Source organism: Brachybacterium aquaticum, from assembly GCF_014204755.1.
GTDB lineage: Bacteria > Actinomycetota > Actinomycetes > Actinomycetales > Dermabacteraceae > Brachybacterium > Brachybacterium aquaticum.
This window is the reverse complement of record NZ_JACHLZ010000001.1, coordinates 1766637-1780256: the sequence shown is the minus strand read 5'-3', so window position 1 is coordinate 1780256 and position 13620 is coordinate 1766637. Positions and strand designations below refer to the sequence as shown.

The window sequence follows — 13620 nt, the reverse complement described above, 5'->3', positions numbered from 1 at the left end:
ATGACCGTGGACAAGCCCCGCGTCGAGGCGGCGGTGCGGGAGATCCTCGCCGCGATCGGGGAGGACCCCGACCGCGACGGTCTCCTCGACACCCCCGCCCGGGTCGCACGGATGTACGCGGAGGTGTTCGAGGGCCTGGACCAGGACGCGCACGAGCCGCTGTCCACGACCTTCGACATCGACCACCAGGAGCTGGTGCTCGTGCGCGACATCGCCTTCTACTCGATGTGCGAGCACCACCTGCTGCCCTTCCACGGCACTGCCCACGTCGGGTACATCCCCGGGGGCGGGGTCGTGACGGGCCTGAGCAAGCTCGCGCGTCTCGTGAACGTCTACGCCCGCCGCCCGCAGGTCCAGGAGCGGCTCACCTTCCAGATCGCCGATGCGCTGATGGAGGAGCTCGGGGCGGGCGGCGCGATCGTCGTCATCGAGGCCGAGCACATGTGCATGTCGATGCGGGGCGTCCGCGCCGCCGGGGCCCGCACCGTCACCAGCGCCGTGCGGGGCATGCTGCGCGACAGCGCCAGCACCCGCGGCGAGGCCATGGCCCTCATCCACGGGCGCTGAGCGGCATGAGCACCGCCGTGCGCCGCCCGGACGGCCTGCCCGACCGCCTCGGCGGGGACGACACCCTGGTCATGGGTGTCCTGAACGTCACCCCCGATTCCTTCTCCGACGGCGGGACGCACAACGACGCGCCCGACGCGATCGCCCACGGTCGCCGCCTGGTGGCCGAGGGCGCCGCGATCGTCGACATCGGCGGGGAGTCCACCCGCCCCGGCGCGCCGCGCGTCGACGAGGAGGAGGAGCTGCGCCGGGTGATCCCGGTCGTCGAGGCCCTCGCCGCCGAGGACGTCGTGATCAGCGTGGACACCATGCGCGCCTCCGTCGCCGCGGCGAGCATCGCCGCCGGCGCCCTCATCGTCAACGACGTCTCCGCCGGCCAGGCCGACGTGCACATGGGCGCGCAGGTCGCGGCGCTCCGCACCCGGCTCGGCACCCCGCCCGTCTTCATCGCGATGCACTGGCGCGGCCACAGCGACGTGATGAACGACCTCGCCGCGTACGAGGACGTCGCCCGGGACAGCACCGCCGAGCTCGGCGACCGCATCGCCACGCTGCGCGAGGCCGGGGTCGAGGACCGCTTCCTCGTCGCCGACCCGGGGATGGGCTTCTCCAAGACCGGCGAGCAGAACTGGGACCTGCTGGCCGACTGGGAGGCCATCTCCTCCCACGGCCTGCCCGTCCTCATCGGCGCCTCCCGCAAGCGCTTCGTCAGCGCCCTCGGCGTGGACCGCGACGCCGCGACCGCCGCGGTCAGCGCCTACAGCGCCGAGCACGGCGCCTGGGCGGTGCGCGTCCACGAGGTCCCCTCCAACCTCGCCGCCGTGCGGGTGGGGGACCGGCTGCGCCGGAGCCGGCGGCGATGAGTCGGCCGACGGGCGAGGTCCGGCTCGAGCACGGTGACGGGAGCGACGCGCTGGACCGCATCGAGGTGCGCGGCATCCGCGCCTGGGGCCGCCACGGCGTGCTTCCCCAGGAGAAGGACCTCGGCCAGCAGTTCGTCGTCGACATCGTCCTGCACCTGTCCACCGCCCCGGCCGGCCGCACCGACGCCCTCTCCCGCACCGTGAACTACGCCGAGGTCGCCGCCGCCGTCCAGGAGGAGATCCTCGGCGGGCCCCACGACCTCGTCGAGACCCTCGCCGAGCACATCGCCGCCCGCATCCTCACCGACACCGGCCATCCCCTCGTGCGACGCGTCGAGGTCACCGTGCACAAGCCTGCGGCCCCCGTCGGCCTGCCCGTCGCCGACGTCGCCGTGCACATCCGCCGCGACGCCGCGCCAGTGGACGCCGTGCTCGCCCTCGGCACCAACCTCGGCGACCGCGAGGCGCATCTGCGCCGGGCCCTCGAGATCCTCGCGGAGACCCCCGGGCTCGCGATCGACTGGACCTCCCCGGTGCTCGAGACCGCCCCCGTCGGCGGCCCGGACGGCCAGGGCGCGTTCCTGAACGCCGTCATCGGCGTCCGCACCGTGCTCGGCCCCTACGCCCTGCTCGAGGCCGCCCACCGCGCCGAGCGGGACGCCCGCCGCGAGCGCCTGGTGCGCTGGGGACCGCGCACCCTGGACGTGGACGTGATCACCTACGGCGACTGGACGAGCGACGACGAGGAGCTGACCGTCCCCCACCCCCGCGCCCACGAGCGCGCCTTCGTGCTCGCCCCCTGGCACGCCGCCCGCCCGGACGCCGAGCTGTCCGGCCACGGACCGATCGCCGACCTGCTCGAGGTCGCCGCGGACCGCGAGGGCCTGCACGAGGGACCGGCCGTGGAGGGCTTCGGTCGGAGTGCCGCGCAGGGCGTCGACGAGAGCACCGACCTGGGCGGTGCCGGGCGGCCGTGAAGCCTCTGAACATCCCCGTGCTCGTGCTGATCCTCCTGATCGGTGCGGGGTTCGGGGCGCAGATGCTCGAGGCCCTCGCCTCCCGCGGCCACTCCCTGCCGATCGCCGGGTGGCTCACCACCGCCGTGCTGCTCGCGCTGTGCGGGGTACTGCTCGCCTACGGCATCCCCATGCGCCGGTACCTGCAGGAGAGCGCCGAGCGCCGGGAGCACCCCTCTTTCTCCCCGCGCCGCCACCAGATCGACCTGCCCACCGCCTACCGCACCGTGCTGCTGGCCCGCGCCTGCGCCTACACCGGCGCCGTGGTGGGCGGCATCTTCACCGGGCAGGCGCTGTTCCTGCTCGTCACCGGCACCGGCGACCCGATCGGCGCGATCCTGCCCACCTCCGCCGCGGCCCTGTCCGGCATCGCCCTCGGCGTGCTCGGCGTGATCGTGGAGCGCTGGGGCAAGCTCCCGCCCGACGCCGGCGAGGGACCCACCGAAGGGGCCGAGGCCGGGTCCTGACCCGCGCCACCCTCGCTCTTCCCTGCCTCGGCATCGGTGAGCCTCCGCCGCTCGGCGGACCCCGGACCTGCAAGGACACGACCTTCGCAGGGGTCATCTCCCCACCGCCGTCGCGGCGTGCGCGCCGGGCGAGATGACACCATGGGGCCATGACCTCCTCCTCGGACCCCCAGCAGGCTCCTGCGCTCCAGCAGTCGACCCTGCCGTCGCTGCCCGGACCGGACCTCCCGACCCGCCCCGAGATCTCGGACGCGCCCACGGGACGGCTCGGCGAGGAGGGCCTCACCCCGGTCTCCGAGAAGCTCATCCCCGCCCGCTACCTCGCCGGGATCCCCGGCTACGTCATCGGCCTGCTGCTGACGGCCGGCTCGATCGTCGCCGCGGTCCTGACCGGCTGGTGGTGGCTCGCGCTGCCCGCACCGCTGTTCCTGCTCATCGTGCTGCAGGGACTGCTGCTCACCCCGCGCCGCGTCCGCGCGATCGGCTACCGGGTGGGGGAGGACGACCTCACCGTCGCCGGCGGCATCATGTTCCGCACGGTGCAGACCGTCCCCTTCGGCCGCGTGCAGTCGGTGAAGATCGACGAGGGACCGATCGCACGCCGCTACGGACTGACCACGCTCACCGTCTCCACGGCGACCGACGGCGACGGTGTCACCCTGTCCGGCCTGCCCCGCGAGGAGGCCGAGCAGCTGCGCGCCCTCCTCGCCGCACGCGGCATCGAGCTGATGGCGGCGCTGTGAGCACCTCCCCGTCGCTCGGCGCCGAGACGGAGGACGTCTCCGCCTCCACGCCGCGCCATCGCACCCACCCGATCACGCCGTTGGTGTCGGGGTGGAAGGTCGTCGTCGGCATCGTCGCGATCATCACCGCGCAGAACATCGCCCAGCTCGCCGCCGAGTTCACGATCCAGCGGGCCCTTATCGGCCTCGCCCTCCTGGCCGTCGTGATCCTCGTCGTCATCGGCGGTTCCGCCTTCCGATGGTGGTTCACGACCTATGCGGTCGACGACGACGGCGTCTCCCTCCACAAGGGAATGATCAGCCGCTCCCGCGAGTACGCGCCCCGCGCCCGCATCGAGTCCGTCTCCATCGAGCGCCCGCTGCTGCCGCGCCTCCTGGGCCTGGCGAAGGTGCGCGTCGAGGTCGCCGGCGGCGGCGAGTCCTATCTCGACATCGAGTACATCCGCAGCTCCGAGGCGGAGGAGCTGCGCCGCGGCATCCTCGGCATCGCCGCCGGGACGGGCGCGGCCGCGGGGCGTTCGGCCGACGGGCCCGCGGGCGGCGGCCGGGCGGCCGACGGGCCGGCCGCTGGAGGAGCCGCGGCCGACGGGCAGGCATTCCTCGGCCCCACGGCCGACGGGTCCTTCGCCCCGGCCGCCGCCGGGTCGGCGTCCGCCGCCCATGGCGACCGGCTCCAGGAGCTGCTGTACGACGGGGTCACCGAGGGTGAGCTCATCGCCCAGATCCCCACCGCGCGCCTGATCCGTTCGCTGCTGCGCGACCTGGGGTTCCTCACCGGCGTGGTCTCGAGCGTCCTGGGCGTGATCGTCGCGATCTTCTTCGCGATCTGGCAGGACGGGTTCTCCGTCGCGATCATCATCGCGCTCGTGCCGACCTTCATCGCGGTGCCCAAATACGTGTTCGGACGCATCGACGCCGGATGGGGATTCACTTCCCGCTACACCGAGCGGGGCCTGCGGATGCGCCGCGGCCTGCTGGACTCCCGCACCGACAACATCGCCGCCGGACGCATCCAGCGCTACGACCTGCGCCGGCCCCGGCTGTGGCGCGCCCCGGGCTGGACCGCCGTGTCCGCGACGGTCGCCGGGATCGACGACGACGATGAGAACGGGGCCGAGAGCGTGCTGCCCGTCGGCACCCGCGAGGAGCTGCGCGACACCCTCGGCCATCTCAGCCCGCCGCTCGGGACCGAGGACGACCTGGCGACCCTCGAGCACCTGCTCATGGCCCCGGCCCGCCAGATCCCCGGGATCCGCACCCCGAGGCGGGAGCTGTGGATCTCCCGCCGCACCCGCGTGACCGTGGTGCTGCCGGGCGCGCTCGTGCACCGCCGCGGCATCCTCGCCCGGCGCCTGTCGGTGATCCCGCGGGACCGCATTCAGCAGCTCACGCTGAACGACGACGTCCTCGCGCGGCGGCTCGACGTGCTGGACCTGACCGTCCAGGGGGCCGGGCACGAGCTCGAGCTCGGCTATCTCTCCCGGGCCGACGCCCTCGCGCTGCACGCCCTGCTCGCCGAGGACGCCCGCACACTGCGCCGCTACCGCGACCGGGACCAGTGGCCGCGCCCGGCGCTCGCGGCCGCGAAGGGCCCCCGCCCCATCGGTCCGCTCGCCCGCGCGCCCGGCCCCGTCGGCCCGCTCGCCCACGCGCCCAGCCTCGATGTCCCGTTTCCCCCGGGCCCCGTCGGCCGTCCCGCTCCGTCCTCCGAGGAGACCCGATGAACCCGCCCCGCCTCGGCATCGGCGTGATCGGCGCGGGCCGGGTGGGCGCCGTGCTCGGCGCCGCCCTGCGCGCCGAGGGCCACGCCATCACCGGCGCCTACGCCGTCTCCGACGCCTCGAGGGAGCGCGCCGAGGCGCTGCTGCCCGGGGTGCCGCTGCTGGACGTGCCCGCGATCGTGGAGCGCAGCGAGATGCTGCTGCTGGCCGTGCCCGACGACCAGCTGGCCCCGCTCGCCGCCGGGATCGCCGCCACCGGCCTCGTCCCCGGCGGACAGCTCGTCGCCCACACCTCCGGCCGCTACGGCGCCGAGGTGCTCGCGCCGCTCGCCCGTGCCGGCAGCGCCACCCTCGCCATCCACCCCGCCATGACCTTCACCGGCACCCGCACCGACCTCTCGCGCCTCGTCGGCTGCCCCATGGGTATCACCGCCGCCGAGGAGTTCCTCCCCGTCGCCGCGGCGCTCGTGGTCGAGATGGGAGGGGAGGCCGTGGTGATCGCCGAGGGCGACCGCCCGCTCTACCACGCCGCCCTCGCCCATGCCGCGAACCATCTCGTGGTGCTCGTGGACCAGTCCCGCCAGGCCCTCGCCCGCCTCGGGATCGAGAACCCCGGGGAGTACCTGCGCCCCCTGCTCGAGGCGGCGCTGGACGAGTCGCTGCGCCGGGGGAGCGGCGCGCTGACCGGCCCCGTGGTCCGCGGCGATGCCGGGACCGTCGCCGCCCACCTCACCGCCCTCGCGGATCTGGACGCGACCGCCGCCCCCGTCGAGCTCGGCGACGTGGGCGGCACCTACCGCGCCCTCGCCGCCGCGGCCCTCGCCCGTGCGAGACTCCCCGAGGACGCCCGGACCAGGATCCGGGAGCTGCTGGAGGAGAACCCGCCCCGGGAGGACGCATGACCCACGAGAACACCGCACAGGAGACGACCGCCGCTCACGGGAACGGCCCTGCGCGCACCCGCCTGATCACCACCAAGGCCGAGCTGCGCGCCGAGCGCGCCGCGATGGACGGCACCGTCGCCGCGGTGCTCACCATGGGCTCCCTCCACGAGGGGCATCTGGCGCTCGTCCGCCGCGCCCGCGAGCTCGCCGACCACGTGATCCTCACCGACTTCGTCAACCCCCTCCAGTTCGGCCCCGGGGAGGACTACGAGGCCTACCCGCGCGACCTCGAGGCGGACCTCGCGCTCGTCGACGGTCTCGTCGACCTCGTCTTCGCCCCGTCGGTCCAGGAGATGTACCCGGTGCTGCCGCCGACGGTGTCGGTGACCGCCGGCCGCGCCGGCACCGTGCTCGAGGGCGCCGCCCGCCCCGGCCACTTCGACGGCGTCGTCACCGTGGTCACCAAGCTCCTCCAGCTCACCTCCCCGCACGTGAGCGTGTTCGGACGCAAGGACGCCCAGCAGCTCGCGATCATCCAGGCCCTCGTCGCCGATCTCGAGCTGCCGGTGCGGATCGAGCCGGTGGAGATCCAGCGCGAGGAGACGGGCCTTGCCCGCTCCAGCCGAAACGCCTACCTCACCCCGGCCGGGAAGGAGCAGGCCCTGGCCCTGTCCCGCACCATCGCCGCGGCGCTCGCCGCCGCCCCGTCCCTGTCCGGCATCCGCGCCGCGCTCGCGGGCGCCCTGGCGCGCGGCGAGATCGCCTGGGACTACGCGCTGGCGCTGGACCCCGCGACCCTCGAGGAGGCCGGGGACGACCACCGCGGCGAGGTGCTCGTGGTGCTCGCCGGGAAGGTCGAGGGCACCCGTCTGCTGGATGCGGCTGTGGCGGTGGCGACAGCACCCTGATCCCACGGGCCCTGCCCGGGGTTGGTCTGAGAGAATCGCCCCCATGAGCGAGAATTCCCCTGCCCCCGACACGACGGACACCTCCGACCAGGTCGCGGTCCGCCGGTCCAAGCGGGAGCGCCTGCTGGCGCGCGGCGAGGAGGCCTACCCGGTGTCCGTCCCGGTCACCACCACCATCTCCGCGGTCCGTGCGACGTACGGCCACCTCGAGGCCGGGGTCGAGACCGAGGACGAGGTCGGCGTCGCCGGCCGCGTGGTCTTCCAGCGCAACACCGGCAAGCTGGCCTTCCTCACCCTCCAGGACGGTGCGGGAGAGCGCCTGCAGATCATGGCCTCCCAGGCCGTCATCGGGGAGGAGCGCCTGGCCGACCTGAAGGCCGACGTCGACCTCGGCGACCACGTCTTCTTCCACGGCCGCGTGGGTGCGTCCCGCCGCGGCGAGCTGAGCGTCTTCGCCGACTCCTGGCAGATGGCCGCCAAGGCCGTGCGCCCCCTGCCCGTGCTGCACGCGGACCTCTCCGAGGAGTCCCGCGTGCGCCGCCGCTACGTCGACCTGATCGTGCGCCAGGAGGCGCGCGACACGGTGCGCCTGCGCGCCGAGGTGATGCACTCCCTGCGCGACTCGTTCCGCCGACGCGAGTTCGTCGAGGTCGAGACCCCGATGCTGCAGGTGATCCCCTCCGGCGCCGCCGCGCGCCCGTTCGTCACCCACATGAACGCCTTCGACCTGGACCTCTACCTGCGCATCGCCCCGGAGCTGTACCTCAAGCGCGCGGCCGTGGGCGGACTCGAGAAGGTCTACGAGATCAACCGCAACTTCCGCAATGAAGGCGCTGATTCCACGCATTCCCCCGAGTTCGCGATGCTCGAGTCGTATCAGGCATACGGCGATTACGACTCCATCGCCGAACTCACCCAGTCGCTGATCCAGGAGGCCGCCGAGACCGCCACCGGCTCCCAGGTGGTCACCCTCGCGGACGGCACCGAATACGACTTCTCCGGGGAATGGAAGAAGATCACCGTGTACGGCTCCCTCTCCGAGTCCCTCGGCGAGGAGATCACCCCCGATACCACCCCGGAGCGACTGCGCGAGATCGCCCGCTCCCTGGACCTGGACCTCGAGCACCCCAAGTACGGCCACGGCAAGCTCGTCGAGGAGCTGTTCGAGCACCGGGTGGGCGATGACCTGCACGAGCCCACCTTCGTGCGCGACTTCCCGGTGGAGACCAGCCCGCTCGTGCGCGCCCACCGCTCCACCCCCGGCGTGGTCGAGAAGTGGGATCTGTACGTGCGCGGCTTCGAGCTGGCCACCGGCTACTCCGAGCTCGTCGATCCCGTCATCCAGCGCGAGCGCTTCGCCCAGCAGGCCCGCCTGGCCGCGCAGGGCGACGACGAGGCGATGCGCCTGGACGAGGACTTCCTCGAGGCGATGGAGTACGCGCTGCCGCCCACGGGCGGCATGGGCATGGGCGTGGACCGCCTCCTCATGGCGCTGACCGGACTCGGCATCCGCGAGACCATCCTCTTCCCGCTCGTGAAGCCGGGGGCCTGAGATGGATTCCGGGTTCTGGTTCGAGGCCGGGGCGCTGCTCCCGTCGATCGGTGTGGGCCTGATCTTCTGGTTCGCGATCCGCTCCCTCCTGCGCGCGGACCGGCGCGAGCGCGAGGCGGACCGAGAGGTCGAGAATGACGTGCGGGCGATGCGGGAAGCGGAACGCGCGAAGGCGAAGGAAGCGGAATCAGAACAGCGTCCGTGATGCTGTTCATCCACATTCCCGCGATTCGGATTGAAATTCACTTCCTCGCAATGGATACTGGGCCTCGATAGCGCAACGAAATCGGTTCGCATCACGACCCGGAACGAAACAGCGAGGGAGAACCCCTATGGCACGGAAGACCTACGTGGAGCTCGTCGACGATCTCAGCGGTGACAAGGCCGACGAGACGGTGAGCTTCGCCCTGGACGGGGTCGCCTACGAGATCGACCTGAGCTCCGAGAATGCGGAGAAGTTCCGCGCGGAGCTGGGCGCCTGGATCGACAAGGCCCGTCGGGTGGGCGGCCGTCGGACCCGTGGCGCGGCCTCCGGTGCGCGCACCGGCAACGACTCCTCCAAGATCCGCGAGTGGGCCCGCGAGGCCGGCTACGAGGTGCCCGACCGCGGTCGCATCTCCGGCACGATCCGCAAGGCCTACGAGGAGGCGCACGGGGAGTGACCTCCCCTGGCTGGACGCCCCGCGGCCCCGCCGCGGACGTCCCGCCCCTGCAGCATGACAGCGGGCCCGTGACCATGACGGTCACGGGCCCGCTTCACGCTGTTCGGGAGATCAGTGCTGTTCGGGGAGCTCGGGCTCACCAGCCGCGCAGCGCCCAGGAGGCGGCGTGCTCGCCGCCCGGGGCCAGGCGCACCACGTCGGTGCCGCTGCGGAACGCGTCCGGCGGGCAGGTCATCGGCTCGACGGCGAGGCCCTTGCGGTGGTGCTCGGGCTCAGGCCGGTCACCGGTGTGGATCTGCAGCCAGGTGCACTCCGGGCCCGCGGACAGCTCCACGCCGGTCCCGCCGGGGGCGGTGACCGTCACGGTCAGCCGGTCCTGCGCGTCGCGGCCGAGGTCGGTGAAGGCATGGTCGATGAACAGGTCGCCGATCTCCCGCGGGCTCGAGAAGTCGAACGGGTCCCCGGCGCCGACGGGGGCGGTGCCGGTGGGCAGCAGCCGGTCCTCGGTGACGGTGAGGACGGTGCGCGCCTCGGTGCGCAGCGACCACTGCTCGAGCGGCTCGGGGCCCGCGACCAGGTATGGGTGCGGGCACACCCCGTAGGGCGCGTCGCGCCCGCCGAGGTTCCGGGCGGTCACCGTGGTGGTCAGGCCCGACTCCGCGTCCACGCGGTACGTGACCGTCAGCAGCAGGTGGAAGGGATAGCCGGGGGAGGGGAACAGCTCGGTGCGCAGCACCACCTCGTCCTCCGCGACCGACGCCGGGGCGAAGGGCAGGAACGAGACCAGCCCGTGCAGGGCATTGCCCCGCTCCGGCTCGCTGAGCGGGGTCTGCAGCTCCTCGCCGTCCCAGGTGTAGGCGCCGTCGCCGATGCGGTTCGGCCACGGGGCCACGATCGCGCCGCGGAAGAACAGCATCGGCCCGTCGGCAGGGGAGCGCAGCACCAGGTCGCGGCCGTCGACCGAGAGGGACTCGAGGGTCGCGCCGACGGTGGAGACCTCGGCGCGAAACGGCCCGGCGACGAGCGCGAACAGATCGCCGCGGTCACGGGACACGAGGGCGGTGGTCTCGGGGGCGCTGCTCATGCGGTCACCGCCGCCGACGTCTCGGACGATCCGTCGGCCGACTCCTCCGCCGCCGACCCCTCTGCCGCCGGCGCCTCGGGCTCGGGCTCCACGAGCACCACCTCGAGGCGGCGCGGGCCGTGCACCCCCTCGACGCGGCTGAGCTCGATGTCGCTGGTCGCGCTCGGGCCGGAGATCATCGTCCACGCGGCGGTGGGGTCCTCGTTCATGCGTGCGATGCCCTTCGGCACCCCGAGCACCACCTGGTCCGCCTGGACCACGACCACGTGGCGGTCGGGCACGAGCGACACCGCGCGTCGCCCGCCGAGCTCGTCGCCGCGCAGCACGATCGTGCCGGTCAGCGCGATGGCGGTGTGGCAGCCGGTGAGCACGGCGTCGATCGCGTCGAGCTCGCGCGGGGTGGCGGTGCCGTCGTCGACGGTGACGTCCGCGGAGGAGGCGGAGGTCCACTCCTGCGGCACGCCCGCGGGCACGACCACGGTGCGGGACTCGCCGAGCGCCTCCGCGATCGCGGCGGGCAGCTGCGCGGCGGTGGTGCGGTGCACGATCGCCGTGTAGTCCACGAGACGGTCCACGAGCACGTCGCGCACCTTGGCGGGATCGGTGGAGACCTCCTGCTTGTCGTCGGCCCGCTGGTAGTCGCGGGGCACGTCGGCGGCGTCGGTGACCTCATCGCGTCGCGGGGCCGCGAGGGCGCTGCGCACGCGGGCGAGGATCTCCTCCTTCGCGCTCATGCCCGGGGTGCGGGCGGGACGGGCGTCCTCCCAGTCGTTCATGCCTGCTCCTCCCCGTCGGCCGAGCCCTTCGCCTTCTTCTTCTCCCGCTCGTCCCACCAGGAGCGGAAGGACTGCTCGGGGCTCGGCAGATCGCGATGATCGGTCCAGCCCGGGATCAGCGGGATCACCCCGGGCAGCTTGCCGATGTTCTTGCCCGGCAGCAGCGAGGTCAGCGGCTTCGCCGAGCGGACGGCGAGGTCGTACGCCTTCGGGGAGGACATGAGCTTGCCCGCGCCCTTCAGCGCCACGTCCCAGGTCTCGTGGAACTCGCCGCGGGTCTCGCGGCGCCGGTCCACGTCCTTCGCGCGCAGGTGCACGAGGATCTCGGGGATGTTGATCTTCACCGGGCACACGTCGTAGCAGGCGCCGCACAGGCTCGAGGCGTAGGGCAGGGTGGAGTTCGGATCATCCGTGCCGGAGGTGCCGGTCAGCTGCGGGGACAGGATCGCCCCGATCGGGCCGGGGTAGGTCGAGCCGTAGGCGTGCCCGCCGGCGCGCGCGTACACCGGGCACACGTTCAGGCAGGCCGAGCAGCGGATGCAGTGCAGGGCGCTGCGCCCCTCGGGGTCCTCGAGCACCGCGGAGCGGCCGTTGTCCAGGAGCACCAGGTGGAACTCCTCGGGCCCGTCGCCCTCGTGCACGCCCGTGAACAGGGTCGTGTACGGGTTCATCCGCTCCCCGGTGGAGGAGCGGGGCAGCAGCTGCAGGAACACCTCGAGGTCCTCGAAGGTGGGGACGATCTTCTCGATGCCCACCACGGAGATGAGGGTCTTCGGGAGGGTCAGGCACATACGGCCGTTGCCCTCGGACTCCACCACCACGAGCGTGCCCGTCTCGGCGACGGCGAAGTTCGCGCCCGAGACCGCGACCGAGCCGGGCATGTCCAGGAACTTCTCGCGCAGGAAGCGGCGGGCCGCCTCGGCGAGCTCGGACGGCTCATCGGTGATCGACGGGTCCAGGTCCGGCATCGCCTTCAGGAAGATCTCCCGGATCTCCGCACGGTTGCGGTGGATCGCGGGGACCAGGATGTGCGAGGGGGTGTCGTCGGCGAGCTGCACGATGAGCTCGGCGAGGTCGGACTCGATGGCGCGGATCCCGGCATGGGCGAGGGCCTCGTTCAGGCCGATCTCCTGGGTGGCCATCGACTTGACCTTCAGCACCTCCTCGGCGCCGCGCTCGAGGGCCAGCTTCGTGACGATCTCGCCGGCCTCCTCGGCGTCGCGCGCCCAGTGCACGACGCCGCCCGCGCGGGTCACCGATTCCTCCAGCTGCTCCAGCAGCTCCGGGAGATGATCGGTGACCTGCCACTTCAGGGCGCTGCCGGCATTGCGCAGCTTCTGCCAGTCCCGCACCTCGCGCACCACCCCGGCGCGCTTGGACTGGATGGTGGTGGTGGCGTGGCGCAGGTTGCCGCGCAGGGTCTCGTTGCCCAGCTCGTCACGGGCGGCCGACGGGAAGCCCCGCTCGCCGCGCAGGTGGGAGGAGGGGGAGGCGTGCTGGGGGCGGACGGACGGGATGCCCAGGTTCACGGTGGTCATTTCGAAGCCCTCCCCAGGATCGTCTCGGACGGGACGAAGGGGTCCTCCTTCGTCGACGCCAGGATCTGCGCCAGGTGGATCGAGCGGGGCGCGGCGCCGGTGCGGCGCAGCTTCCCGCCGATGTTCATCAGGCACGAGGCATCGCCCGCGACGACGTACTCGGCGCCGCTGGCGACCACGTTCGCGGCCTTGTCGGTGACCATCGCGTCGCTGGTCGCGTCGTTCTTCACCGAGAAGGTGCCGCCGAATCCGCAGCAGGTGTCGGACTCGGGCAGGTTCTTCACCTCGATGCCCTCCACCGCGCGCAGCAGCTTCAGCGGGCGCGGGCCCACCTTGAGGAAGCGCATCGAATGGCAGGTGGGGTGGTAGGTCACCGAGTGGGGGAAGTACGCGCCCACGTCGGTCACCTTCAGCACGTCCACCAGCAGCTCGGAGAGCTCGTAGGTCTTCGCGGCCACGGCCGCGGCCCGCCGCTCGAGGCGGGTGTCACCCTCGTGGCGGGCCACCAGCTCGTGCTGGTCGCGCACGCAGCCGGTGCAGGAGCCGGACGGCATCACGATCGCGTCGACGCGGTCCAGCGCCGGCTCGAAGGTGTCCACGAACTGGCGCACCACGGGCGCGGCCTCCGTGTAGTAGCCGGAGTTGGTGTGCATCTGGCCGCAGCACGTCTGGCGCTTGTCGAACACCACCTCGTGACCCAGCCGCTCGAGCAGGGTGACCGTGGCCCGGGCGACGTCCGGGGCCATCACATCCACCAGACAGGTGGTCATCAGCGAGATCCGCATGTGCACTCCTCGAGGTGCGGGAGGGTCGATGGCCGGGGTCCGACGGGCCCCGGA

15 protein-coding genes are annotated in these 13620 nt (G+C 73.0%); 11 read left to right on the top strand and 4 right to left on the bottom strand.

Going from position 1 to position 13620, the window contains the following annotated elements; all coding sequences use genetic code 11:
- The 11 genes from folE to HNR70_RS07900 all read left to right on the top strand — a co-directional run bounded on the left by folE (window position 1) and on the right by HNR70_RS07900 (window position 9383).
- Window positions 1–567 (top strand): GTP cyclohydrolase I FolE, encoded by a 567-nt coding sequence (gene folE / locus HNR70_RS07950; RefSeq protein WP_221421110.1) that lies wholly within the window; start codon window positions 1–3, stop codon window positions 565–567.
- Between the two features lie 5 nt (window positions 568–572).
- Window positions 573–1430 carry a dihydropteroate synthase gene (gene folP, locus HNR70_RS07945; RefSeq protein ID WP_184325166.1) on the top strand — a complete coding sequence of 286 codons (858 nt, stop codon included), beginning with the start codon at window positions 573–575 and terminating at the stop codon, window positions 1428–1430.
- A complete protein-coding gene (gene folK, locus HNR70_RS07940; protein WP_184325165.1) occupies window positions 1427–2407 on the top strand; it encodes a 2-amino-4-hydroxy-6-hydroxymethyldihydropteridine diphosphokinase in 981 nt (326 codons plus the stop codon). Before folP ends, folK begins: the two co-directional genes overlap by 4 nt.
- Window positions 2404–2913 carry a DUF3180 domain-containing protein gene (locus tag HNR70_RS07935; RefSeq protein WP_184325164.1) on the top strand — a complete coding sequence of 170 codons (510 nt, stop codon included), beginning with the start codon at window positions 2404–2406 and terminating at the stop codon, window positions 2911–2913. Before folK ends, HNR70_RS07935 begins: the two co-directional genes overlap by 4 nt.
- Window positions 2914–3062: 149 nt before the next feature.
- A complete protein-coding gene (locus HNR70_RS07930) occupies window positions 3063–3656 on the top strand; it encodes a PH domain-containing protein (RefSeq protein ID WP_184325163.1) in 594 nt (197 codons plus the stop codon).
- A complete protein-coding gene (locus HNR70_RS07925; protein WP_184325162.1) occupies window positions 3653–5380 on the top strand; it encodes a PH domain-containing protein in 1728 nt (575 codons plus the stop codon). Before HNR70_RS07930 ends, HNR70_RS07925 begins: the two co-directional genes overlap by 4 nt.
- Entirely contained in the window at window positions 5377–6279 is a 903-nt protein-coding gene (locus HNR70_RS07920; protein WP_184325161.1) for a Rossmann-like and DUF2520 domain-containing protein, read from the top strand. Before HNR70_RS07925 ends, HNR70_RS07920 begins: the two co-directional genes overlap by 4 nt.
- Complete coding sequence (gene panC / locus HNR70_RS07915; RefSeq protein WP_184325160.1) at window positions 6276–7169, top strand: pantoate--beta-alanine ligase; 894 nt, start codon at window positions 6276–6278, stop codon at window positions 7167–7169. The genes HNR70_RS07920 and panC overlap by 4 nt, the downstream gene beginning before the upstream one ends.
- 43 nt (window positions 7170–7212) lie before the next feature.
- Window positions 7213–8721: a lysine--tRNA ligase gene (lysS, locus tag HNR70_RS07910; protein ID WP_184325159.1), complete on the top strand. Its 1509-nt coding sequence runs from the start codon at window positions 7213–7215 to the stop codon at window positions 8719–8721.
- Between the two features lies 1 nt (window position 8722).
- Entirely contained in the window at window positions 8723–8926 is a 204-nt protein-coding gene (locus HNR70_RS07905) for a hypothetical protein (RefSeq protein ID WP_184325158.1), read from the top strand.
- A 127-nt stretch (window positions 8927–9053) separates the two neighbouring features.
- On the top strand, window positions 9054–9383 hold the full coding sequence (locus HNR70_RS07900; protein WP_184325157.1) for a histone-like nucleoid-structuring protein Lsr2: 330 nt from the start codon (window positions 9054–9056) through the stop codon (window positions 9381–9383).
- Window positions 9384–9519: 136 nt separating this feature from the next.
- Here the strand turns inward: HNR70_RS07900 and HNR70_RS07895 are convergent, their stop codons facing one another.
- Genes HNR70_RS07895 through HNR70_RS07880 form a run of 4 tightly spaced genes read right to left on the bottom strand, consistent with a single transcriptional unit; the run spans window position 9520 to window position 13566 of the window.
- A complete protein-coding gene (locus HNR70_RS07895; RefSeq protein ID WP_184325156.1) occupies window positions 9520–10467 on the bottom strand; it encodes an aldose 1-epimerase family protein in 948 nt (315 codons plus the stop codon).
- The gene (locus HNR70_RS07890; protein ID WP_184325155.1) at window positions 10464–11243 is read right to left on the bottom strand and encodes a LutC/YkgG family protein; all 780 of its coding nucleotides are present in this window, start codon (window positions 11241–11243) and stop codon (window positions 10464–10466) included. The genes HNR70_RS07895 and HNR70_RS07890 overlap by 4 nt, the downstream gene beginning before the upstream one ends.
- Entirely contained in the window at window positions 11240–12781 is a 1542-nt protein-coding gene (locus HNR70_RS07885; RefSeq protein WP_184325154.1) for a LutB/LldF family L-lactate oxidation iron-sulfur protein, read from the bottom strand. Before HNR70_RS07885 ends, HNR70_RS07890 begins: the two co-directional genes overlap by 4 nt.
- Window positions 12778–13566 (bottom strand): (Fe-S)-binding protein, encoded by a 789-nt coding sequence (locus tag HNR70_RS07880; RefSeq protein ID WP_184325153.1) that lies wholly within the window; start codon window positions 13564–13566, stop codon window positions 12778–12780. Before HNR70_RS07880 ends, HNR70_RS07885 begins: the two co-directional genes overlap by 4 nt.
- Window positions 13567–13620 lie beyond the last annotated feature (54 nt).

Coding starts and splice junctions, on each gene's coding strand:
- lysS (WP_184325159.1), top strand. CDS start 7,213: ATGAGCGAGAATTCCCCTGCCCCCGACACGACGGACACCTCCGACCAG.
- HNR70_RS07905 (WP_184325158.1), top strand. CDS start 8,723: ATGGATTCCGGGTTCTGGTTCGAGGCCGGGGCGCTGCTCCCGTCGATC.
- panC (WP_184325160.1), top strand. CDS start 6,276: ATGACCCACGAGAACACCGCACAGGAGACGACCGCCGCTCACGGGAAC.
- folK (WP_184325165.1), top strand. CDS start 1,427: ATGAGTCGGCCGACGGGCGAGGTCCGGCTCGAGCACGGTGACGGGAGC.
- folP (WP_184325166.1), top strand. CDS start 573: ATGAGCACCGCCGTGCGCCGCCCGGACGGCCTGCCCGACCGCCTCGGC.
- HNR70_RS07880 (WP_184325153.1), bottom strand. CDS start 13,566: ATGCGGATCTCGCTGATGACCACCTGTCTGGTGGATGTGATGGCCCCG.
- HNR70_RS07930 (WP_184325163.1), top strand. CDS start 3,063: ATGACCTCCTCCTCGGACCCCCAGCAGGCTCCTGCGCTCCAGCAGTCG.
- HNR70_RS07900 (WP_184325157.1), top strand. CDS start 9,054: ATGGCACGGAAGACCTACGTGGAGCTCGTCGACGATCTCAGCGGTGAC.
- HNR70_RS07920 (WP_184325161.1), top strand. CDS start 5,377: ATGAACCCGCCCCGCCTCGGCATCGGCGTGATCGGCGCGGGCCGGGTG.
- HNR70_RS07885 (WP_184325154.1), bottom strand. CDS start 12,781: ATGACCACCGTGAACCTGGGCATCCCGTCCGTCCGCCCCCAGCACGCC.
- HNR70_RS07890 (WP_184325155.1), bottom strand. CDS start 11,243: ATGAACGACTGGGAGGACGCCCGTCCCGCCCGCACCCCGGGCATGAGC.
- folE (WP_221421110.1), top strand. CDS start 1: ATGACCGTGGACAAGCCCCGCGTCGAGGCGGCGGTGCGGGAGATCCTC.
- HNR70_RS07895 (WP_184325156.1), bottom strand. CDS start 10,467: ATGAGCAGCGCCCCCGAGACCACCGCCCTCGTGTCCCGTGACCGCGGC.